At 62.5% G+C, this 21,803-nt stretch carries 20 protein-coding genes; 9 read left to right on the top strand and 11 right to left on the bottom strand.

What is annotated here, in order from left to right:
* Positions 1 to 31: 31 nt before the first annotated feature.
* The 5 genes from IE053_RS09305 to IE053_RS09285 form a co-directional block, all read right to left on the bottom strand.
* Complete coding sequence (locus tag IE053_RS09305) at positions 32 to 2,242, bottom strand: M3 family metallopeptidase (RefSeq protein WP_229786164.1); 2,211 nt, start codon at positions 2,240 to 2,242, stop codon at positions 32 to 34.
* Positions 2,243 to 2,338: 96 nt separating this feature from the next.
* Positions 2,339 to 3,196, bottom strand: coding sequence for a formyltetrahydrofolate deformylase (gene purU, locus IE053_RS09300; RefSeq protein WP_189575238.1), 858 nt, complete (start codon positions 3,194 to 3,196; stop codon positions 2,339 to 2,341).
* Positions 3,193 to 3,819, bottom strand: a complete 627-nt coding sequence (locus tag IE053_RS09295) for a patatin-like phospholipase family protein (protein ID WP_189575236.1) — start codon at positions 3,817 to 3,819, stop codon at positions 3,193 to 3,195. The genes purU and IE053_RS09295 overlap by 4 nt, the downstream gene beginning before the upstream one ends.
* A gap of 134 nt (positions 3,820 to 3,953) precedes the next feature.
* Positions 3,954 to 5,900, bottom strand: coding sequence for a PrkA family serine protein kinase (locus IE053_RS09290; RefSeq protein ID WP_308430434.1), 1,947 nt, complete (start codon positions 5,898 to 5,900; stop codon positions 3,954 to 3,956).
* A gap of 380 nt (positions 5,901 to 6,280) precedes the next feature.
* On the bottom strand, positions 6,281 to 7,156 hold the full coding sequence (locus IE053_RS09285; protein ID WP_229786162.1) for a LysR family transcriptional regulator: 876 nt from the start codon (positions 7,154 to 7,156) through the stop codon (positions 6,281 to 6,283).
* On the opposite strand from IE053_RS09285, the gene IE053_RS09280 reads away from it, so the two are divergent.
* A complete protein-coding gene (locus IE053_RS09280; RefSeq protein WP_189577038.1) occupies positions 7,142 to 7,429 on the top strand; it encodes a hypothetical protein in 288 nt (95 codons plus the stop codon). The genes IE053_RS09285 and IE053_RS09280 overlap by 15 nt on opposite strands.
* 114 nt (positions 7,430 to 7,543) lie before the next feature.
* On the opposite strand, the gene IE053_RS09275 is transcribed toward IE053_RS09280, so the two are convergent.
* The 6 genes from IE053_RS09275 to IE053_RS09250 all read right to left on the bottom strand — a co-directional run bounded on the left by IE053_RS09275 (position 7,544) and on the right by IE053_RS09250 (position 12,989).
* Entirely contained in the window at positions 7,544 to 8,539 is a 996-nt protein-coding gene (locus IE053_RS09275) for a mechanosensitive ion channel family protein (protein WP_189575234.1), read from the bottom strand.
* An 88-nt stretch (positions 8,540 to 8,627) separates the two neighbouring features.
* Complete coding sequence (locus IE053_RS09270; RefSeq protein ID WP_189575232.1) at positions 8,628 to 10,211, bottom strand: lysine--tRNA ligase; 1,584 nt, start codon at positions 10,209 to 10,211, stop codon at positions 8,628 to 8,630.
* A 54-nt stretch (positions 10,212 to 10,265) separates the two neighbouring features.
* Positions 10,266 to 10,529, bottom strand: coding sequence for a hypothetical protein (locus tag IE053_RS09265; RefSeq protein ID WP_189575230.1), 264 nt, complete (start codon positions 10,527 to 10,529; stop codon positions 10,266 to 10,268).
* A gap of 205 nt (positions 10,530 to 10,734) precedes the next feature.
* The gene (locus tag IE053_RS09260) at positions 10,735 to 11,955 is read right to left on the bottom strand and encodes an acyl-CoA dehydrogenase family protein (RefSeq protein ID WP_189575228.1); all 1,221 of its coding nucleotides are present in this window, start codon (positions 11,953 to 11,955) and stop codon (positions 10,735 to 10,737) included.
* A gap of 81 nt (positions 11,956 to 12,036) precedes the next feature.
* Positions 12,037 to 12,489 (bottom strand): tRNA adenosine(34) deaminase TadA, encoded by a 453-nt coding sequence (gene tadA, locus IE053_RS09255; protein ID WP_189575226.1) that lies wholly within the window; start codon positions 12,487 to 12,489, stop codon positions 12,037 to 12,039.
* Between the two features lie 20 nt (positions 12,490 to 12,509).
* On the bottom strand, positions 12,510 to 12,989 hold the full coding sequence (locus IE053_RS09250) for a M23 family metallopeptidase (protein ID WP_189575224.1): 480 nt from the start codon (positions 12,987 to 12,989) through the stop codon (positions 12,510 to 12,512).
* 360 nt (positions 12,990 to 13,349) lie between these two features.
* On the opposite strand from IE053_RS09250, the gene groES reads away from it, so the two are divergent.
* From groES to recF, 8 genes are all read left to right on the top strand, one after another.
* Positions 13,350 to 13,637, top strand: a complete 288-nt coding sequence (gene groES / locus IE053_RS09245; RefSeq protein WP_189575222.1) for a co-chaperone GroES — start codon at positions 13,350 to 13,352, stop codon at positions 13,635 to 13,637.
* Positions 13,638 to 13,688: 51 nt separating this feature from the next.
* The gene (groL, locus tag IE053_RS09240) at positions 13,689 to 15,326 is read left to right on the top strand and encodes a chaperonin GroEL (protein WP_189575220.1); all 1,638 of its coding nucleotides are present in this window, start codon (positions 13,689 to 13,691) and stop codon (positions 15,324 to 15,326) included.
* A gap of 372 nt (positions 15,327 to 15,698) precedes the next feature.
* Positions 15,699 to 16,064 (top strand): hypothetical protein, encoded by a 366-nt coding sequence (locus tag IE053_RS09235; RefSeq protein WP_189575218.1) that lies wholly within the window; start codon positions 15,699 to 15,701, stop codon positions 16,062 to 16,064.
* A gap of 96 nt (positions 16,065 to 16,160) precedes the next feature.
* Positions 16,161 to 17,027: a bifunctional DNA-formamidopyrimidine glycosylase/DNA-(apurinic or apyrimidinic site) lyase gene (gene mutM, locus IE053_RS09230; protein WP_189575216.1), complete on the top strand. Its 867-nt coding sequence runs from the start codon at positions 16,161 to 16,163 to the stop codon at positions 17,025 to 17,027.
* Positions 17,028 to 17,119: 92 nt separating this feature from the next.
* On the top strand, positions 17,120 to 17,386 hold the full coding sequence (rpsT, locus tag IE053_RS09225; RefSeq protein ID WP_189575211.1) for a 30S ribosomal protein S20: 267 nt from the start codon (positions 17,120 to 17,122) through the stop codon (positions 17,384 to 17,386).
* Between the two features lie 521 nt (positions 17,387 to 17,907).
* The gene (locus IE053_RS09220; RefSeq protein WP_189575209.1) at positions 17,908 to 19,350 is read left to right on the top strand and encodes a DnaA ATPase domain-containing protein; all 1,443 of its coding nucleotides are present in this window, start codon (positions 17,908 to 17,910) and stop codon (positions 19,348 to 19,350) included.
* 109 nt (positions 19,351 to 19,459) lie between these two features.
* Positions 19,460 to 20,575 carry a DNA polymerase III subunit beta gene (gene dnaN / locus IE053_RS09215; protein ID WP_189575208.1) on the top strand — a complete coding sequence of 372 codons (1,116 nt, stop codon included), beginning with the start codon at positions 19,460 to 19,462 and terminating at the stop codon, positions 20,573 to 20,575.
* Positions 20,576 to 20,583: 8 nt separating this feature from the next.
* Positions 20,584 to 21,711 (top strand): DNA replication/repair protein RecF, encoded by a 1,128-nt coding sequence (gene recF, locus IE053_RS09210; protein ID WP_189575207.1) that lies wholly within the window; start codon positions 20,584 to 20,586, stop codon positions 21,709 to 21,711.
* Positions 21,712 to 21,803: the final 92 nt, after the last annotated feature.

The following is a 21,803-nucleotide window of genomic DNA, read 5'->3' as shown; positions in this document are numbered from 1 at the left end:
CCCGCCTTTCTTTTTGCCGACAGGCCGGCGCTCAATCACGTGCACCCTGGCTTCCCGCAGCTTCAGGCACGGGGTTCGGGTCCGGGAATCCGCGCTGGCGCATCAGGGCACTGACCGTGACATCCTTGCCGCGGAAAGCCCTGTATCCCTCCGTAGGCGGAATGGTATTGCCAACGGATAGCACGTGATCGACAAAGGCCTGCGCCACGTCGGGGTCGTAGGCACCGCCGTCGGCCTCGGCAAAGGCTTCCCAGGCATCAGCCGCGAAGGTGTCGGCCCAGAGATAGGCATAGTAGCCCGCTGCATAGCCTTCGCCCGAGAAGATGTGAGCGAAATGGGGCATGCGGTGCCGCATGGGCAGCTCCGACGGCATGCCAAGCTCTTCGAGGGTGGTGCGCTCGAACTCGGCGGCGTCGATGTTCGACGGGTCTTCCAACGTGTGCAGTTTCATGTCGACCAGCGCCGAGGCCAGATACTCCGTGGTCGCAAAGCCCTGGTTGAACGTCGCAGCATTCTCGATCTTCTGGACAAGCTCTTCCGGGATCGGCTCGCCCGTGTCGACATGGACTGCGTAGGTCTGAAGGATCTCGGGCGTTGCCAGCCAGTTCTCGTGAACCTGGCTTGGGAACTCGACATAGTCGCGCGGGACAGCCGTGCCGGCAAGTGATGGGTAGACCACATCTGACAGCAGGCCGTGCAGCGCGTGGCCGAACTCGTGGAAAAGGGTTTCCGCATCGTCCCACGAGATCAGCGTCGCTTCACCCTCGGGAGCCTTCACGAAGTTCGAGTTGTTCGAGACGATCGGAAGGGTCTCGCCATCAAGTTTGTTCTGGGTCCGGTAGGCGTTCATCCACGCGCCCGAACGCTTCCCGTCGCGGGCATAAGGGTCGAAATACCAAAGCCCCTTCAGCTTGCCGTCCTTGTAGACTTCCCAGACCTTCACGTCAGGATGGAAAACGGGGACGTTGTCGATCGGTCCACGGAATTCGAGGCCGTAAAGCTCGTTAGCCATCCAGAACATCCCCTCACGGAGATTGTCGAGCTGGAGGTATTGCTTCACTTCACCGGCGTCGAGGTCATACTTCTCCTTGCGGACTTTCTCCGCATAGAAACGGTAGTCCCACGGCTCGATGGTGATGTCCGCGCCTTCGCGATCGGCAACGGCCTGCATGTCGGCGACTTCCTCGGCGACGCGGGCCTTGGCTGCGGGCCAGACACTCATCATCAGTTCCATTGCCGCTTCCGGCGTCCGGGCGACCTGCTTCTCCAGCGCCCGATCGGCAAATGTGCCGTATCCCTGCAGCTTCGTCCGTTCACCGCGGAGTTTCATGATCTCCGAGATGATCGCCTTGTTGTCGTACGCATCGTTGTTGTCGCCGCGGCTGTAGTAGTTCCGCCACACCGTCTCGCGGAGGTCGCGCTCGGTGGAATAGGTGAGGAACGGGTCCATCGACGAGCGGGTGTTGGTCACGGCGTATTTGCCGGGCTGGCCCTTGGCTTCCGCAGCCGCGGCCATGGCTTCGACGAGGTCCTCAGGCAAGCCACCGAGCTGGTCCTCGTCGAGGAAGGTCACGTAGCTGCCTTCGTCGTGCAGGAGGTTCTGAGAGAACTTCGTGTAGAGCTCGTTGAGCCGCTCGTTGATGTCGGCGATCTTCTCCTTGGTCTCTTCATCGAGAGCTGCGCCCGAGCGGGCGAAGTCAGTGTAGTAGTCCCAGACAAGGCGCTGCTGCACCGGGTCGAGGGCCGCCATCGCGTCTTCGTCATTGTAGATCGCGGCGATACGCTCGAACAGGGCCGTGTTGCCGATGACCTTGGCGGAATAGTCCGAGGTCAGAGGAACGAGCTTCGTCTCGATCTCCTGGAATTCGGGGCTCGACAGGTTCGAGGACCAGATGCCGTAATAGGTGTAGAAACGGTCGAGGGCCTGCCCCTGGCGCTCCATCGCGACAATGGTGTTCTCGAAGGTCGGCGGCTCGTCGGAATTGGCGATGGCGTCGATCTCGGCGAGGCCTTCAGCGATCGCGGCTTTCAAGGCGGGCTCGAAGTCGGCCAGCTCGACCTTGTCGAAGGCGGGCACGCCGCCATAGGGGCCTTCGAAGGGTGCGGTCAGGGCGAAGTCCGCCGTGCTCGGCGCCTCGGTCATTTCAGCTTCCGCAGAAGTCTCCGCGTTCATTTCTTCGTTCGCTCCCCCGCAGGCCGCGAGCGCCACGAGCGCTGCGCCCAGAAACAGACTTTTTCTCACCGGATACCCTTTCGGTTTGTGATCACGGCGGAACTAGCAGATTTTTGCGCGGCAACGGTAGGGGGCTGGGAATAACCCTCGTTCAGGGTCTGCGCATCAGTCGAAAACGACTGTCCGCGCCCCGCTCAGGAACACCCGGCCCTCTGCATGGGCCTTGACAGCGCGGGCGAGGACCCGAGCCTCGATGTCCCGGCCCATTTCCACGAGCCTGTCGGGCGTGGCTCGGTGATCGACGCTGACAGCTTCCTGCGCGATGATCGGACCCTCGTCGAGATCGGCGGTCACGTAATGCGCGGTCGCACCGATCAGCTTCACGCCGCGGGCATGGGCCTGGTGGTAGGGGCGTGCGCCCTTGAAGCTCGGAAGGGCAGAGTGGTGGATGTTGATACAGCGGCCTTCAAGCTCCCTACACAGATCATTCGACAACACCTGCATGTAGCGGGCGAGGACAACGAACTCTGCCGAGGTCTCATCAATCAGTTTACGGAGCTGGTCTTCGGCCTGCGGCTTTGTCTCCTTCGAGACGGGGATGTGGTCGAAGCGGATCTCATGCCGGTCGGCGTGCCAGCGCGCATCCTCATGGTTCGATGCGATGCCGACGATATCGGCGCCGAGCCTGTCGCTCCGGTGCCGGAAAAGAAGGTCGTTGAGGCAGTGGTCCATCTTCGAGGCGAGGACAAGGACCTTGGGCCTGTAGCCCGCCGGACGCAGATTCCAGGCGAGGTCGCGCCGAAGCGCGACTTCACCGAAGGCGCGGCCGAAGTCCTCAGCATCAAAAACATCACTCGTCTCGAAGCGCGCCCAGACGAAAAAGCGCCCGGACACGCTGTCAGCGAAGTCATGGCTCTCCACCACGCTGAGCCCGCGATCGGCGAGGAACGCCATGACGCTCGCAAGGATGCCCACAGCATCCGGACTGGCGGTTCGCAGAATGTGAGACTGATGCCCACTCATCGGCTTAGTGTTTCCCCAGAGCGGGATGACGTCAAATTCGGTGGTCGCTGAGGTGAACGGTCCGCGGACATGGCGGCCAGCCGGAAGCCCTGCGAATCCTTCCGGTGGGCTCGGCCCTCGGATCGACGATAAAGCGAAAGCGCGTCCCGTCCGGCTTCCGCCCTTTCGCGGACGAGGCCGGGCGTGGGTAGATCCTCGATCGCTTGTCCCGGCAAGGCATGCTCCAGCGCGATCTCCTTCACGCGGCGCGAAGCTGCGCCGCGAGCCTCCCTCCCGGTGCGGAACCCGAAGATCTTTCGCGGCAATAGCATCGCTTTGGCAAACGCTCCGCCGCGGGCAACGTCGTCCCAGAAAGCGGCAAGGGCGTCGCGGGCACCCTGGCGGCCCCCTCGGACAAGCCCCGTCGCGAGGATAGCGGCATTCATTGCCCCGGCAGAAGCGCCGGAGAGAGCAGTCAAAGGACGATCCTCAGCCTCGAGCAGCTTGTCGAGTGCGCCATAGGTAAAAGCGCCAAGCGCGCCTCCGCCCTGCAACGCGAGGACACGGCCTCGCGTGCGGCCGTCAAAGGCCGAAACGGCGCGCCTGAGCAGCCGCCGCGGATTGAGGGGCTGTTGGTGATCCATGGCGGGCGGCTCTCAAAACCTGCGTTTGCAGAGGATAGTCCTCTGTGGGTTGACGATTTCTTCCACGACTCGATGCGGCGCACAAAAAAGCCGGGCGCGTGGCCCGGCTTCTGTTCCGAGATAGGAAAAGCGGCTCAGCCTGCCTTGTTCACGCGCATGTACCACTCGACCAGACGGCGGACCTGGCGGGGGGTGTAGCCACGCTCGGTCATGCGGCTGACGAAATCGTCGTGCTTCTTGGCGGTCTCGCTGTCCTTCTTCGAGTCGAAGGAGATGACCGGGAGGAGGTCTTCCACCTGGGTGAACATCCGCTTCTCGATGACGGAGCGGAGCTTCTCGTAGCTGGTCCAGCTCGGGTTCTTGCCGCCATGGGCCGCGCGGGCGCGGAGGGCGAACTTGACCACCTCGTTCCGGAAGTCCTTCGGGTTCGCGATGCCCGCGGGCTTCTCGATCTTCGAGAGCTCCTGGTCCAGCGTGTTGCGGTCGAGGAGCTGGCCGGTGTCGGGATCCTTGAAGTCCTGGTCCTCGATCCACGCATCGGCATAGGCGATGTAGCGGTCGAAGAGGTTCTGTCCGTACTCGCCGTAGCTTTCGAGATACGCCTTCTGGATCTCTTTGCCGATGAAGTCGGCGTAGCGGGGGGCGAGTTCAGCCTTGATGAACTCGAGATATTTCTTCTCGACCTCGTCAGGGAACTGCTCCCGGCGGATGGAGTTCTCGAGAACATACATCAGGTGCACCGGGTCGGCCGAAACCTCTTCGGTGTCGAAGTTGAAGGTCTCCGACAGCACCTTGAAGGCGAAGCGGGTAGAGATCCCGTCCATGCCCTCATCGACGCCGGCGGCATCGCGGTACTCCTGGTGGCTCTTCGCCTTGGGGTCTGTGTCCTTCAGCTTCTCGCCGTCATAGACCCGCATCTTGGAGTAGAGGTTCGAGTTCTCGTGCTCCTTGAGGCGCGTGAGAACCGAGAAACGGGCCAGCATCGGCAGTGTCTCAGGCGCACATGGCGCGTCGGAAAGCTCCGAGGATTTCAGCAGCTTCTCGTAGATCTGGGTCTCTTCGGTGGGACGCAGCGCATACGGAACTTTGACGACCGAGATCCGGTCGAGGAAGGCCTCGTTGTTGCGGTTGTTACGGAAGGCTTGCCATTCGCTCTCGTTCGAGTGCGCGAGGATGATGCCTTGGAAGGGGATCGGTCCGAGCGACTCGGTGCCGACATAGTTGCCTTCCTGCGTCGCGGTCAGCAGCGGGTGCAGGACCTTGATCGGCGCCTTGAACATCTCGACGAATTCGAGAAGCCCCTGGTTCGCGTGACACAGGCCACCCGAGTAGGAATAGGCGTCGGTGTCATCTTGGCTGAAGTGCTCGAGCTTCCTGATGTCGACCTTGCCGACCAGGGCAGAGATGTCTTGGTTGTTCTCGTCACCCGGCTCGGTCTTCGTGATTGCGATCTGGCGCAGCTTGGACGGGTAGAGCTTGACCACCGAGAATTTCGAGATGTCGCCTCCATACTCGTCGAGGCGCTTCACGGCCCATGGAGACATGATGCCGGTCAGGCGGCGGCGCTCGATGCCGTATTTTTCTTCGAGGAGGTTTTTCAGGTCCTCGGTCTGGAACAGGCCCAGCGGGCTTTCGAAGACGGGCGAGAGTTCGTCGCCGGCCTTGAGGACGTAGATCGGGTACTCTTCCATCAGGTCCTTGAGGCGCTCGGCGAGCGATGACTTGCCGCCGCCGACCGGGCCGAGGAGGTAGAGGACCTGGCGCTTTTCTTCGAGGCCCTGCGCGGCGTGACGGAAGTAGCCGACGATCCGCTCGATCGTGTCTTCCATGCCGTAGAAGCCGTCGAAGGCCTTATAGCGCTTGATGGTGCGGTTGAAGAAAATCCGGCTGAGGCGCGGATCCTTCGACGTATCGATCATTTCCGGTTCGCCGATGGCCTTGACCATCCGCTCCGCCGGGGAGGCATACATCATGACGTCGTCGCGGCACGCCAGCAGGTAGTCGCGCAGCGACATCTCCTCGTGCTTGGTCCGCTCATAGCCTTCAGAGAAGGCGTCGAAGACATCCAGTCCTTCCGTCATCGTCATGCTCATTTTCTGCCACCGATTCTGCCAGCCCCTGACGGCCGGCGGTTCGCCCGCGGGGGCGCCGTATTCCCCGCTCACGCGCTACGCACACAGGTGGTCCGGCCGTGTCTAACCGGGCCGCAATCTTGAGGTTAACCGTGAGGCGTTAAAGCTTTGCCATCACAGTCTGCCAATTGCGGCGCTATGAACGCATGATTGCGCTCAGGACCACCGATACAACATATAGGATGTGCCTGCGCCGCGTGATCCCGCAAGGTCCTTATTCTGAACAATTGCGCAAATTTTCTGCGACGTTGCCGCACAGTGACGGTGATACGTGAACGGATGTTCAGGTTCCATCGGCTGGCACCGAAGGGGGGAGAGTGCTGCTCACCTCACGCCCAGTAGGGAGGCGGCAGATCGCCTCTCATCGCGAGGTCTGCCGTAGCTTTGAGAGTTTCCAAAGCGGTCTCGATCAGGGCGGGATCGGCGAACTCCTCCTGCCAGACGACATAGGCAGGGTAAGGGAACACAGGCGCGCCTTCGATCCGGTGGAGCAGGCCCTCGTCCATGTGCGGCTCGATGATGCGGCGGGGGAAATAGCCGGCTCCGCCCTGATTGATGACGAGGTTCACGCCAAGGGCCCCGAGATCGATGGACAAGCCAGGGTTGTGAAGATCGGGGAACTGGGCCGCGTGCCATTCCGTGAAGCCCGTGCCCCAATCGCAGAAGATATAGTTTTCTTCGAGCGGTCGTTTTGCATCGGCCGTCACCAGGACGAGCTGGTCCTCGATCAGCTCTTGGATGGCGAGGCCGGGGCGGTGCTCCGGACGATAGATCACGGCCATGTCGAGGGTGCCCTCGGACATCTCGCGCATCAGCCGCTGGGGCATCCCGGAGCTCAAACGCAGGGCCACACGCGGGCAGCGCTCCTGAAAGCCCGGGACCCAGCGGGTGAGGAGCCGGTTCCACAGCGAATACTGCCCTCCAACTACGAGGGTGTCGTCGAAGGCTTCGGGCACCGCGACCTGGTGCTTAGCCTCCTCCCAGACCCGGACCATGGACCGGGCGAAGCGGTAGAACTGCTGCCCCTGCGGCGTGAGCGCCGTGCCCGCCTTCGAGCGGGTGAAGAGCGGCTTGCCGAGCAGTTCCTCCAGCGCCTTGATCCACGCGGACACCGTCGACTGCGTGACGAACAGCCTCTTCGAAGCGGCGACGAAGTTCCCGGCTTCGACAATGGCGAGGAAGGTGCGGGCTTGGTTGACGTCCATGATCGTTCGACATTCTCGATTGCAAACCGCAATTCTATTCGTTTGCCCGGAGCATGTCACTGCGCCATCTCTGATCCCGTCGCTGGCACCAAGGTACTTCGCCAGGCCGAGGACGACCTGAAGGATGCCCGCTTGAAAGAACACCGCGGCAAGGACAACATCGCCGATGGCAAGAAGAAGCTCGCCAAGGGTGAGAAGCTGGTCTCCGAAGGCCGCCGCGAGATGGAAGAGGTCCAGCAGGAATACCGCAGCCTCGCCATGGCGATCCGCTAACGGATGAAAAGACTGGCGCCGCGCGTGGGATCATGCGCGGCGTTTCGCTCTGCCTGACGAAGGCCGAGCCCGTTCTCGCGCCGCAGGGGTGGGCCTCGCGGCGCGAGAGCGCGTTTAGCGGGCGGTGGACTGCACGCCGTCGCCGAACTCGGTCGGTTTGTCCTCGTCCAGAAGGTCTTCGCCCGATTTCTGACGGTCTTCGTCGACTTTCTCTTCCAGCGTCCGGTCAGGTGAGACGTCTTCTTCCTCAACGCTGGCTTTCGGTGAGGGCTTTTTTGGCGGCGAAGGTTCGAAGGGTTGCTCGCTCTTGTGGACCACCGCCGTGAGGGCGTCAGGGATCTGGTCAATGCGGAGGCGGTAGATCGGCTCGGGCAGGGTGAAGCCTTGTTCCTCGAGTTCCATCTTGACCACCCGGATCGCGGAGGACCGGGCTTTCAGGAAGTCGGTGTTCGTTTGGTTGATCCAGAACGCGTAGGTGATGACGATATTGCTGTCGCCGACTTCCTCGACCCAGGCCTGGGCGGGCGGGTCCAGAAGCGGGAACTTGAGGGCGCGAAGCTTGGCGAGCCCTGCTTCCATCGCAGCCTTCGGATCGTCTTCAGCATCAATTCCGAGGACGAAAGTGATCCGTCGTTCGGGGTTCCGCGAATAGTTGAGAATGACGGCCTTGAACACCTGGCTGTTGGGGATGCGCAGGTGGTTGCCGTCAGGGGTCATCAGGATCGTCGCGCGGCTCGTGAGGCGGACGACGACCCCGAGTTTCCCGTCGATCTCGACAAGGTCCTTAGGCCTGAAGGGCTGGCGGATCGACAGCATCACCGAGGCGATGAAATTCTCGATGGTGTCGCGGATGGTGAAGCCCACGGCGATGCCGACGACGCCCGCTGCCCCCAGGATGGCCGACAGGATCGCCACGGCGTCGAGAATGTTCAGCGCGAAGACGATGCCGAGGAGGAGAAAGACGACAGGGATCAGCCGCCGCAACAGCTGCTCGATGAGCTCGCTGCCGCGCGAGAGACGCTTGGTCAAAAAATCACGGGAGCCAAGGAAGGCGCCGATCATCCAGAAGATCAGGACCGAGATCACTGCGACGACCAAAAGGGGTGTCATGCCCCAGATCGTCTCGATCAGCTCCTGTGTCCTCTCGGCGGCGGAGAGAGGCTCTCCTCCACCGCTTCGATGCTTTCCTCGAGCTGCATCAGCTGTTCCGGGCCAGCGCTTTGTCGATCAGTTCTGCGGTGTTTTCAGCACCGTAGATCGCAACGAACGGACCCATGCGCGGGCCTTCGGACTGGCCGAACACGACCTCGTAGAGGCCCTTGAACCATTCGCGGATGTTCTCGTAGTTCTGCGCCTTGCCAGCGTCGAAGACGAGGGTCTGGTAGACGTCCTCCTCCTTGCCGTCACCGACCTCCTTGAGGCTAGCCGACAGCATTTCGAGAGCCGCGCGTTCCTGGTCCGTTGGTGCACGGAACTGCTTCTTCGGCAGGACAAAGTCCTGGAAGTAGTTCACCGCGTAGCCGAGCATCGGCTCGAGGGCCCGCATTTCGGCTTCGGACGCATCCGGACGGTATTTCTGGACAAAGCCGCGCAACACGTCCGGGTCCGAGGTCCCCGAGGCATCAACGATATTGAGAAGCAGGCCGAAGCTCACCGGAGGCGTCGTGTCCGGCACTTCGCCCTGGTGGATGAAGAAGGCCGGGTTCTCGACCTTCTTCGCGTCTTCCTGCTCCGCATACTTGCCGACATGGGTCCAGTATTCGTCAGCCTGCTTCGGGATGACGTCGAAATAGAGCTTCTTGGCCTTCTTCGGCGCGGTGAAGTTGAAGAGCTGCAGCGTCTCGGGCGCGGCATAGCGCAGCCATTCGTCGATGGTCAGGCCATTGCCTTTCGTCTTCGAGATCTTCTTTCCGTGCTCGTCGAGGAAGAGCTGGTAGTTGAAACCGGCTGGCGGCTCGGAGCCCAGTGCACGGACGATCCTGGAGGACAGCCTCGTCGACTCCGTCAGGTCCTCGCCCGCCATTTCGTAGTCGACCTCGAGAGCGTACCAGCGACCGGCCCAGTCGGCTTTCCACTGGAGCTTGCAGGCGCCGCCCGTGACTTTCTGCTCGCGCCGGGTGCCGTCCTCGTCCTCGTAGACGATGGTGCCGGAGGCGGCGTCGCGTTCCAGCAGCGGAACATACAGCACACGGCCGGTCGCGGGGCTGATCGGCAGGATCGGAGAATAGGTCTTGCGGCGTTCCTCCCCAAGGGTCGGCAGGATGATGTCCATGACTTCGTCATAGACCTCCAGCATACGGAGCAGCGCCTTGTCGAGCTTGCCCGTCTCATAGGCTTCGGTCGCGGAGACGAATTCGTAGTCGAAACCGAAGCGATCGAGGAAAGCCCGCAGCTTGGCGTTGTTGCTGGCCGCAAAGCTCTCATACTCGCCCGATGGGTCGGGGACACGGGAGAGGGGCTTTTGCAGGTGCTCTTCGAGAATTTCGGCATTGGGAACCGGCGGGACCTTCCGCATACCGTCCATGTCGTCCGAAACACAGAGAATGCGCGTCTCGTATTCCGGGCAGAGCAGGCCGAAGGCAAAACGCACCATCGAGGTGCGGGCCACTTCTCCGAAGGTGCCGATATGGGGCGGGCCCGACGGGCCATATCCGGTCTCGAAGGTCACGAGGCCGTCCTTCTTGCCCATCTTGTCCAGACGCTTTTTCAGGGCCTTAGCTTCTTGGAAGGGCCAGGCTTTCGCGTTTTGGAGGATGGCGGGGTCGAAGGATCTATCAGTCATGCCGCGGGATATAACGGCTTCCGCGCGCGAGGATAGGGGGAACATCCGCCGCGGTCAGGCCTTGTCGGGAACCGTCTCCTCAAGCGGCGCGCTAACCGCATCGGGCATGTGCTCGCAGGCTTCGGTCATCTTCTCGTTGAGTTCGGCATTCCTGGCGCGCCTCCGCCGCACCCAGTTGGCGACGCGCTCGCTCCCGAGAACGAGAAGCGCAAGGCCGGGGATCAGGAACAGGAAGCCGAGCGGCATGGGCGAGACGAAGATGATCCCGCCGATCATAGCCAGAACCGTTCCGAGAGTGACGTAGAGAGCCTTGCGCATCGCGGCTCCTTCAAGGTCGCGTTCGTTGGCAGAACACGCCCCGCGGCGGTCGTGTTCCACCTTGGCACCGCTGTGGGTCTCAACAGTCTCGGAAAACAGAGCGAACGCGGGGGGCGGGCCAAGAACGGCGAGGTGGCCGCGTCCTGACCGCGCTCGTTCTGATGGCGGCGCGCCAAATGGGCTCCCGCGTGGGAGCCCCCCAAGCCTATTGGTTTATGTACCGCTTGGCTTCGTACCTGGCGATGGCACGGTTGTGGACTTCGTCCGGGCCATCGGCCAGGCGCAGGGTCCGCATGTGGGCGTAGATCTCCGCAAGGTGGAAATCGTCCGAGACCCCGGCGCCGCCATGGGCCTGGATGGCGTCGTCGATGATCTTGAGCGCCATGTTCGGCGCCGCGACCTTGATCATCGCGATCTCGCCCTTCGCCGCCTTGTTGCCGACCGTGTCCATCATGTAGGCCGCCTTGAGGCATAGCAGGCGCACCATCTCGATATTGGTCCGCGCTTCGCCGATCCGCTGTTCCCAGACCGAGTGCTTGATGATCTCCTTGCCGAAGGCTTTGCGGGTCATCAGGCGCTTGACCATGGCCTCGAGCGCGCGCTCGGCGGCACCGATCGTCCGCATGCAGTGGTGGATACGGCCCGGTCCAAGCCGGCCTTGCGCGATCTCGAAGCCGCGACCTTCGCCGAGCAGCATGTTCGACGCAGGGACCCGCACATTGTCGAGCTTCACTTCCATGTGTCCGTGGGGCGCGTCGTCATAGCCAAAGACCGGCAGGTGACGCTCGACCGTGACGCCTTCTGCATCGGCGGGAACGAGGATCATGGACTGCTGGTTGTAGGTGTTCGCGTCGGGGTCGGTCTTGCCCATGACAATATAGACCGCACACCGAGGGTCGCCTGCACCCGAAGACCACCATTTGCGCCCATTGATGACGTACTCGTCGCCATCGCGCTCGATCCGGCATTCGATGTTGGTGGCGTCCGAAGAAGCGACGGCCGGCTCGGTCATCAAGAATGCAGAGCGGATCTTGCCGTCGAGGAGGGGCATGAGCCACCGCTCTTTCTGCTCCTCCGTGCCGTATTTATAGAGCACTTCCATATTGCCGGTATCGGGCGCTGCGCAGTTGAAGACCTCCGGCGCGATGTGGCACTTGCCGGTGATCTCCGCGATCGGAGCGTATTCGAGGTTGGTGAGCCCGGCGCCAAGTTCGGGGTCTGGCAGGAACATGTTCCACAGGCCAGCGTCCCTGGCCTTGTCTTTCAGCTCCTCGATGACCGGCGGAATTTTCCAAGGGTCGCCCGCGGCACGAAACTCAGCGTGCTGTTTTTTGTAGGTCTCGTAGCCGTCCCAGACATGGGCGGACATGAAGTCCTCGACCCGGCGGATGAAGTCCTTGGTCCTGTCGGAATGTTCAAAATGCATGGGCGGCCTCCCTGGCGCGCGGTTCTCGTTGTTGGGAGAGACTGTGCCTTCCCATCGGGCCGCGGTCAAAGGGGTTGCTGCTCAGCCGCGCCGTGCCCGGAAGAAGTCCCGCAACAGCCCAGCCGCATCTTCGGCGCGAACGCCCGGCGTTACTCGCGGCCTGTGATGCAGGGTCTTTTGCTCGAAGAGCCGCGGGCCATTCTCCACCGCGCCGCCTTTCGGATCGGACGCGCCATAGACCAGCCTTGCGATCCTCGCATGGCTGATCGCGCCGGCGCACATCGCGCAGGGCTCGAGGGTCACCACCAGCGTGCAGCCTGGGAGGCGGTAATTGCCAAGCTTCGCTGCCGCGGCCCTGAGCGCCGCGATTTCGGCATGGGCGGTCGGATCGTGCTCCCTGATCGGAGCGTTGTGTCCCTCGGCAAGAACGGCGCCGTCGGGTCCGAGCACGAGGGCGCCGACCGGCACTTCGTCGCGCTCCGCCGCTGCGCGCGCCAGTTCCAGCGCCCGCGTCATCGCATCTTCATCGTTCATCGGCCCCGCTTACGGCGCGCCTACATCTTGGAGAAGGGGTCCACCGGTTCGAGGCCAAAGCTCTTGCTCGGCGTACCGTAGTCACCGAGCAACACTTCATAATGGAGATGCACCGGGATCCTGTAGCTCGCGGTGTTACCCATGATGCCGAGCTGGGTGCCGAGCTTCACCGCTTTGCCCTGTCCGGCCGCTCCCGTGCGCGAAGCGAGATGGGCGTAGCGGGTGTAAACGCCTGCGCCATGGTCGATCAGCACATAGTTGCCGTAATCATCACGGTAGCCTGACTCGAGGACCGTCCCCGGTCCCGCGGCGACGACTGGGCCAGCCGGGTCGCTTTGGTAGTCCACGCCCTTGTGCAACCTTCCGTTCCGGCTGCCGAACGAGGAACTCAGGCAACCTCGGGGCGCTGGGTTCACCAGCAGCTTGACGCCGTTGAATGTCGCGAAGGGCCTGTAGCCGCGGACCTTGCCTTGGCCATCTGTTGCCGGCGCGTTGCTCACCTGCATACGCGGGCAAAGCGACAGCGAATCCTCTGGCGCGAAACCGACGGCGGCACCCGACGGTGCGGAAGCCAGTTCGCGCTTGTCTCCTGTCGATGGTCCGGAGCCGTCCGGGGATGCGCAGGCCACAAGGAGGCCGCTGAACGCGAGAGCAAGGAGTGTCCGGGTAATGTTCACCATCTTGTGAGCGTGTCACAGAGCCTGGTTGCTCGCAAATCTTGCGGCCCGGACCAGATTTTTTGCGGTCAGAGTTATTGACGCGTCCCAAGCATCACTTAGATAGGCCGTTAGCAGCCAGCACTGGAGAGTGCTAAAACCGGCTGCACGAAGTTCAACGCTAGAGAAAATCTGGAGAGCAGCATGGCTTTCAGACCGCTCCACGACCGTGTCCTCGTCCGCCGCATCGAAGAAGACGACAAGACCGCCGGCGGCATCATCATTCCTGACACCGCCAAGGAAAAGCCGCAGCAGGGCGAAATCGTTGCCGTGGGTTCCGGCATCCGCTCTGAAAATGGCGACATCACGCCGCTCGACGTGCGCGAAGGCGATCGAGTGCTGTTCGGCAAATGGTCGGGCACCGAAGTGAAGATCGACGGTGAGGATCTCCTCATCATGAAGGAAAGCGACATCCTGGGCATCCTTTCGTAACGCCCCGTCTCGCTTCGTCAGTACAAAGACATAGAATTCAGGAGAAAGCACATGGCAGCTAAAGAAGTCCGCTTCGAAGCCGATGCCCGCGAGAAGATGCTCAAGGGCGTCGACATCCTCGCCAACGCCGTGAAAGTGACCCTCGGCCCGAAAGGCCGCAACGTGGTCATCGAAAAGTCCTTTGGCGCTCCGCGCGTCACCAAGGACGGTGTCTCGGTCGCCAAGGAAATCGAACTCGAAGACAAGTTCGAGAACATGGGCGCCCAGATGGTCAAGGAAGTCGCTTCCAAGACCAACGACATTGCCGGTGACGGCACCACCACCGCGACCGTGCTGGCCCAGGCCATCGTCCGGGAAGGCGCCAAGTCGGTTGCGGCCGGCATGAACCCGATGGACCTCAAGCGCGGTATCGACACCGCCGTCGCCCGCGTCCTCGACACCATCAAGTCGAACTCGGTCCCTGTCGAAGGTTCGCAAGGCATCACCCAGGTCGGCACCATCTCGGCCAATGGTGAGGCTGCGATCGGTGAAATGATCGCCCACGCGATGGAAAAGGTCGGCAACGAAGGCGTCATCACGGTCGAAGAGTCGAAAACGGCTGAAACCGAACTCGAAGTCGTCGAAGGCATGCAGTTCGACCGCGGCTACCTGTCGCCCTACTTCGTCACCAATGCCGAGAAGATGACCGTCGAGCTCGAGGACCCGTTCATCCTGCTGCACGAGAAGAAACTCTCGAACCTGCAGTCGATGCTCCCGCTCCTCGAACAGGTTGTCCAATCCTCGCGTCCGCTGCTCATCATTGCTGAGGACGTGGAAGGCGAAGCCCTCGCCACCCTCGTGGTCAACAAGCTCCGTGGCGGCCTGAAAGTCGCTGCCGTGAAGGCTCCGGGCTTCGGCGACCGCCGCAAGGCGATGCTCGAAGACATCGCGATCCTCACCGGTGGCCAGGTTGTCTCCGAAGACCTCGGCATCAAGCTCGAGAATGTCGGCCTCGACATGCTCGGCACGGCGAAGCGCGTGGTCATCACCAAGGACGACACGACCATCGTCGACGGTGCTGGCGACAAGCAGGACATCGAAGCCCGCACGGCCCAGATCCGTCAGCAGATCGAGACGACCACCTCGGACTACGACCGTGAGAAGCTGCAGGAGCGCCTCGCGAAACTCGCTGGCGGTGTCGCGGTGATCAAGGTCGGCGGTGCCACCGAGGTCGAGGTGAAAGAGCGCAAGGACCGCGTCGACGACGCGCTGAACGCCACCCGCGCTGCGGTTGAGGAAGGCATCGTCCCGGGCGGCGGTACGGCCCTGCTCTATGCCTCGCGTTCGCTCGACGACCTGAAAGGCGAAAACGCCGACCAGGATGCCGGTATCGCGATTGTCCGCCGTGCCCTCCAGGCGCCGCTTCGCCAGATCGCCGAGAACGCAGGCAACGAGGGCTCGATCGTCGTCGGCAAGCTCCTCGAGCAAGACGACGTGAAGTTCGGCTTCAACGCCCAGACCGAAGAGTACGGCAACCTGCTCGAGATGGGCATCGTGGACCCGGCGAAAGTCGTCCGTACCGCCCTGCAGGACGCGGCCTCGGTCGCTGGCCTCCTGATCACCACGGAAGCCATGATTGCCGAAGCGCCGAAGAAAGAAGGCGCCGGTCCGGCCATGCCCGACATGGGCGGCATGGGCGGCATGATGTAAGCCAAGGCTGCATCAGCCCGGTATGTGAGAAGGGCGGCCCTCGGGCCGCCCTTTTTTCTTATGTCGTGGCCTTGGTGGAACAATAATCGACGCCATGCTGCGCCTGCGAAGATATGCTGGTGGTCAGACGCGGTCAGGTATGTATTGTTTGATGAACAGGCGAATAAAGATTGTGGAAAACCCTCACTGCAGTGATATGTGAGAACAGAACACTGAGCTCCAGCCCCGCATGAATGCTAGGTTCCAGGCCTGTTCTACACGAAGGCGCGAGAGATCTTTCTTTTCTTCTTCCCAAGGCGCGAATCTTCGTTGTACCGTTCTCCCTCCGGCATGAAGCCCGGAGATACCTTCTCGCCAGAAGGGAGAGAGACGATGATCAAGGGTTTTCTGAGGCGACGCCAGGACCAGGGCCGCGCCGGCGACATGGCTGCTGAGAGCCGGGCCTACGACATCACGAGCGCCCGTCTTCCCGGACGCTCGATCATCGCATTCGAAAAGCGCGGTGGATCGGCCGCTGCGCTGGAAGTAACCGAACGCGGTGCCGAGATCCTCAAGGGCCTTGCTGCCGGAGCTATCCTGTCGGAGCTCGACGAAGTGCGTGCAGCGCGGTCCGATCTCTCCATGCCGCTCATCCGCGACGAGGGGGCGAGCCGCGAGGAGGCGGAGGCATTCATCCAGTCCCTCGACCTCCTCGATGGTGCAGAAAAGCGGGCTTTGATGGGGGCGCTGCCCCGGTGACCTGAAGCCCGCTTCGCAGGCGGGCGTCCCGCCGTCGTTTCTTCCCGCGACCAGAGGGCGCTCGCCAAGCGGCTCCGGACCCGCTCTAAGGCGGCTGTGCCTGAACTTCCCGAAGTCGAAACCGTCCGCCGTGGGCTGGAGCCGGTGCTGACCGGCGCCACGATCCGTGCCGTTGACCAGCGCCGCCCGGACCTGCGCTTCCCGTTTCCTGAGCGCTTCGCCGAGCGGCTGACCGGCGCGCGCATCGAGGGTGTCGGCCGGCGTGCAAAATTCCTGATGTTCCCGCTTTCCACGGGCGAGACCGTGCTTGGCCATCTTGGCATGACCGGGCGCTTCTCGGTGGAGGAGGGTGCGAAGACCCTCGAGCCCGGTGCCTTCTACGCTCCCGACCCGCCAAAGGGGCACGAGCATCTCCGTCTCGATCTCAGAAAAGCCGGTGGCGGGCGGGCATTCGTCACTTACTCCGACCCCCGCCGTTTCGGCTTTTTCGAGATCGTACAGACAGTGGAGATCGAAGACACGCCGCGCTTCCGCGCTCTCGGACCCGAGCCCCTAGGCAATGGTTTCCATGCGCAGGCGTTGCTCGAGAAGCTTTCGGGCAGGAAGATGCCGCTCAAGGCCGCTCTTCTCGACCAGTCCGTCGTGGCGGGGCTTGGCAACATCTATGTTTGCGAGGCGCTCTACCTGGCCGGCCTGTCGCCGAGGCGGAAGGCTTGCACGGTTGGCGCGACGCGTGCCGGACGACTTGTCGCGGCGATCAGGGACGTCCTCACGAAGGCGATCGAAGCGGGGGGCTCGACCCTTCGCGACTATGCCGCAGCTGACGGCAAGCAGGGGGCTTTCCAGCAGCAATTTCATGTCTATGACCGGGAAGGCGACGCCTGCGGCCAATGCGGGCGCGAGGTCCAGCGTATCGTCCAGTCGGGCCGTTCGACCTTCTTCTGCGGCGGCTGTCAAAAATGAGCGAAAAAAACCGATTTCGATCGTTGACCCGACTTCCCCCGCTCGGTATCAGTCGCGCTCGTTTCGAACTCAAAGAAGGTTTCTGACCCAATATGGCCAACACGACGTCGGCACAGAAAATGGTCCGGAAGATTGAGCGCCGCACGGCGGTCAACAAGTCGCGTCGCAGCCGTGTCCGTACCTACATCAAGAAATTCGAGCAGGCTGTGGAAGCTGGCGACAAGGCGAAAGCCCAAGCCGCGCTCCGGACTGCCGAATCCGAGATCATGCGGGCGGTTTCCAAGGGTGTGATCCACAAGAACACCGCTTCCCGGAAAGTCTCGCGGCTTTCCAAGCGCGTGGCTGCTCTGAGCGCATAAGACACGAGCTTCTTCCGGTCACGGAAGAGTGCACGAATTATCGAGGTCGTCCATGATCAGTGGGCGACCTTTTTTGTTGCAGTTTTATCTTTGCACTGAGCGAAATTGTTATGTGGAAAAAGTTTTAGCTGCGTTACCCTGAAACGAACTTTTCAATTTCGCTTGATTCCATCTGCGGTTCAGCCCGTTCAAAACGAAATTCGCCACCCTGAGACAAATGCTTCATGTGCTTGTCATCTCCGTCTCGCGAGGTAGCTTGGTGGTCGAGGCAGGCACGGGCAGGTGCCTTTCATCCGGGAGGACAAAAATGATCAAGAAACGAGCCCCCGCTACGCTGGGCGGGGGGATGCTCCGGGTGCGGTGTTTTGGTTGTCAAGGTCGAACGTGACATCGTTTCGGCTGGACAAAGCGGCCTCCCGATGGAAGAAGAGTAGGCCTCGGCGCCAGTCGATCGTTTCCAAAATTTCGTTTTAATTTCGCGGCCCCTAGTGCGGTCGAACACTCTAGTTTTGCGAAGGCAGATGATGCAGAACGCTCAGAGCACGCACCAATTCACACGTTTCAAATCCTGTCTGAAGGAGCAGTTCGGACAGGCTGTCTTTGACAGCTACTTCGACCGTCTCAGCCTGGCTGAGGTGGGTGACGACCATGTCACCCTTTGCGCGCCGACGCGTTTTTCTGCGTCGCTGATCTCACAGCGCTATCTCGGCCGGATGCGCCAGGTCTGGTCGGAGCAGATCCACCCTGTCAGTAAGCTGAGCGTTCGCGGCGCGCACGAGATGGGTTCCGTCCGCGCTGATGCAGGCATCATCCAAGAGAGCATGGACCAGCAACAGGCGAGCCTTGCGTCCTCGCTGACCGCCGCGCCGAAGATCACGCCCAAGTCCGCGCAACCCGAGAAACCCGGTTTTGACAGTGAGGGCGCGCCCACCTTCGCCCAGGCGATGACCCTTGACCGCTTCTGCACGAACGAGACGAACAGCCTCGCTTTCCGCGCCATCATGAAGCTGCTCGACAGCCCGACGCCTTCCGTCACCATGATTTACGGCGCTGCGGGCCGCGGCAAGACGCACCTCCTCAATGCAGTCGGGCAGGAATGGCTGCGCCGCCATCCGGGCGACAACGTCCTCTACCTGACCTACGATGCGCTGATGACGGATGTCTCCGAGGCATTCATCTCGAAGAGCTTCAAGGAACTCCGTGCATTCCTCCAGAATACGGATGTGCTCCTCATCGACGACATCCAGCTCCTGCGCGGACGCAAGCGCACGCAGGAAGAGCTCGACTGCCTGATCGACAAGCTCCGCAGCGCCGGCAAGCGTGTTCTGGTCGCCGGCGCAATGCCGCCGAAGGAGCTCGCCGAGACGGGCATTTCGCCGCGCCTCGCAGGACGCCTGGGCGGCGGGCTCTGCGTCGCGGTGGGCAAGCCAGACCTCGCGCTCCGCACCAAGATCGCCAAGCAGTTCGCCGAGGAGGCGATGCGTGTTTCCGGCGTCGCGATCCCGCAGCGTCACCTCGACTTCATCGCGCGTCGCTGCGAAGATTCGGTGCGTGAACTCGAGGGGGCTCTCAGCCTGATACAGGTCGCGACCGAAGCGTCTGCGGAGCATGGTGGTCAGCTCACGGACGAGCAGATGCGCCAGCTGCTTTCCGATCACCTCAAGCAGCGCCGTCAGCAGGTCACACCGGAAGCGATCCTCGATTTCACGACCGAGACCTTTGGCCTGTCGAAGGACGATCTGATGAGCCGTTCGCGCAAGCAGCCGATCGTGCGGGCCCGTCACGCCTTCTGCTTTGCTGTCCGCAAGCTGACGGATACGCCGCTGACGGCCATCGGCTCGATGATCGGCCGCGACCATACGACCGTGATGCATTCGATCCGCACGGCCGAGATCCTGGCGTCCAGCGATCCGACCTTCGGCAGCCGCATCACGGCCATCTTCGACGAATTTGAGAACGACTGAGGATAGGTTTTCGCGGCCACGGCCTAGCGTTAACGATTGTCCTATGCTGATGTCATGTCCCCCCATTTGAGTCGGCGGGGGCGCCGACACCAGCAAGGAGTGATGGTTCGTGAAGGTCACCATCGAACGCGGTACGCTTCTCAAGGCCCTGTCTCACGTCCAGTCGGTCGTTGAGCGCCGGAACACGATTCCCATCCTGTCCAACGTGCTGCTGCGCGCGGATGGCGGTACGCTGTCGCTGACGGCGACCGATCTCGATATCGAGATCGTGGAGCACGTCCCCGCGGATGTGGAGCAACCCGGCGCGGCCACCGCGGCTGCCGTGACCCTCTTCGACATCGTCAAGAAGCTTCCCGACGGCACGCAGGTCCAGCTCGAGAAGACGTCGATGGGCCGGCTCCAGCTGACTGCAGGGCATTCCGAGTTCTCGCTCGCCGTCCTGCCGGAGGACGACTTCCCCGTCCTGCCGCAGGCCGAGGGTGGTAAGAGCTTCGAGGTTCCTGCCGAGGACCTTTCCCGTCTCATCGACAAGGCCCGTTTCGCAATGAGCCAGGAGGAGACGCGCTACTACCTCAACGGCATCTACATGCATGCGAGCGAGGAGGGGGGCGAGAAGACCCTGCGCGCCGTGGCCACCGACGGTCACCGTCTCGCGCGGATCGATGCCGATCTTCCGCAGGGTGCGGAGGGTCTTGAAGGGATCATCATCCCGCGCAAGGCCGTGCTTGAGCTGCGCCGTCTCCTCGACGACGCGGGCGAGACGGTGGAGATGCAGGTGTCCTCGGGGCGGGTCCGCTTCGCCTTCGACGACATCGCGCTGACGACCAAGCTCATCGATGGGACGTTCCCGGATTATGCGCGGGTCATCCCGCAAGGGAACGACAAGCTGATGCGGGTCAGCCCGGCGGAGTTCGCAAAGTCGGTCGACCGCGTCTCCACCGTGTCGGCGGACAAGACGCGATCGGTGAAGCTCGCCCTCGAAGGCGACACGCTGCGCCTCAACGTCAACAGCCCCGAGACGGGCACGGCAACCGAGGACCTCGGCGTCGACTATCCGGGCGAGCCCATCGAGATCGGCTTCAATGCCCGCTATCTCCTGGACATCACCTCGCAGATCGACGGCGACACCATGACTTTCGCGTTCGCCGACACGGCCAGTCCGACCCTTATCACGGACGAGGCCGATGAGCGCGCGCTCTACGTCCTGATGCCGTTGCGCGTCTGATCGTCCCCATGCGGCGCATCACGGCGCTGACGCTGAGGGACATCAGGTCCTACGAGGCTTTCGAAGCGAGGCTGTCCGGGCGCTCGGTGGTCATCACCGGACCAAACGGGGCTGGCAAGACCAACATTCTCGAGACCCTTACCTTGTTCGGTGCGGGCAGGGGCCTGCGCGGCGCCAAGCTGTCCGATGTCGTCCGCCATGGCGCAGGCGGCGCGCCGGGAGCGGCGATCACTCTGTCTGCGGAAGATGAAGAGCCGATGCGCCTCGTCGTCTCGGTCGTTCCACCGCGCTATGACCGGCGCGAGGTCCGGATCGACGGTGAGGTGGTGAAGAGCGCCGGCACGTTGTCGGAACTCATCCGCTTCCTGTGGATGACCCCGGCGATGGACCGCCTGTTCATGGACGCGCCGTCCGAGCGCAGGCGCTTCCTCGACCGGATCGCCGCTGCGGGATCGTCCGGCCACGCCATCATTGCCGGGCGCTACGAGAAGGCGATGAAGCAGCGCATGGCGCTCCTCGAGCAGGGCGGCGATCCTTCTCTGCTGACCCACTTCGAGCGCGAGATGGCCGATGCGGGGATCGCCCTCAGCATGGCCCGGCGCGAGACGGCCGAGAGCCTCGCCGCTGGCTATGAAGCGCTCCGACAGGAAGCTTTTCCCCGCGCAACGGTCTTCATCGAAGGCGATGTCGAGCTCCTCCTCGCCGAGCATGGCGAGGAGCAGGCGCGAGACAGATTCGCCGAGCGGCTCGCCCGCAATCGCCGTATCGACCGGGATGCGCGGCGTACGATCATCGGTCCCCACCGCTCCGACCTCGTGGTTACCCATGAAGGCAAACAGATGCCTGCGCGCCAGTGCTCCACCGGTGAGCAGAAGGCGCTTCTCACCGGCCTCGTGCTTGCCCGTGCCCAAGCGGCAAAGGAGCGGGGCGAGGGGACGCTCGTGCTCCTCCTCGACGAAATCGTTGCGCACCTTGACGAAACCCGCCGCGAGGCGCTCGCGGAAACCCTCCACGGGCTCGGTCTCCAGGCCTTCCTGACCGGGACGGACCCGGACGCTTTCGCGCCATTTCTGGCGCACATGGACCACCTCCGTCCGGACCAGGGCGGGAAGGTGTCAAACCCGCAAGATTCCTAGTCTTTTCGCCTCCCGGCGGCGGCGTAAAACGCTTGGGTTTCGGGCCGAAAATCCCTATGTTCGGGAGGAATCATAAAGACAAGAATCGAAGG

This window comes from Parvularcula lutaonensis (assembly GCF_014651915.1).
Lineage (GTDB): Bacteria > Pseudomonadota > Alphaproteobacteria > Caulobacterales > Parvularculaceae > Parvularcula > Parvularcula lutaonensis.
Note: the sequence above shows the minus strand (reverse complement) of the source record. Positions and strands in the feature narration are given on the sequence as shown.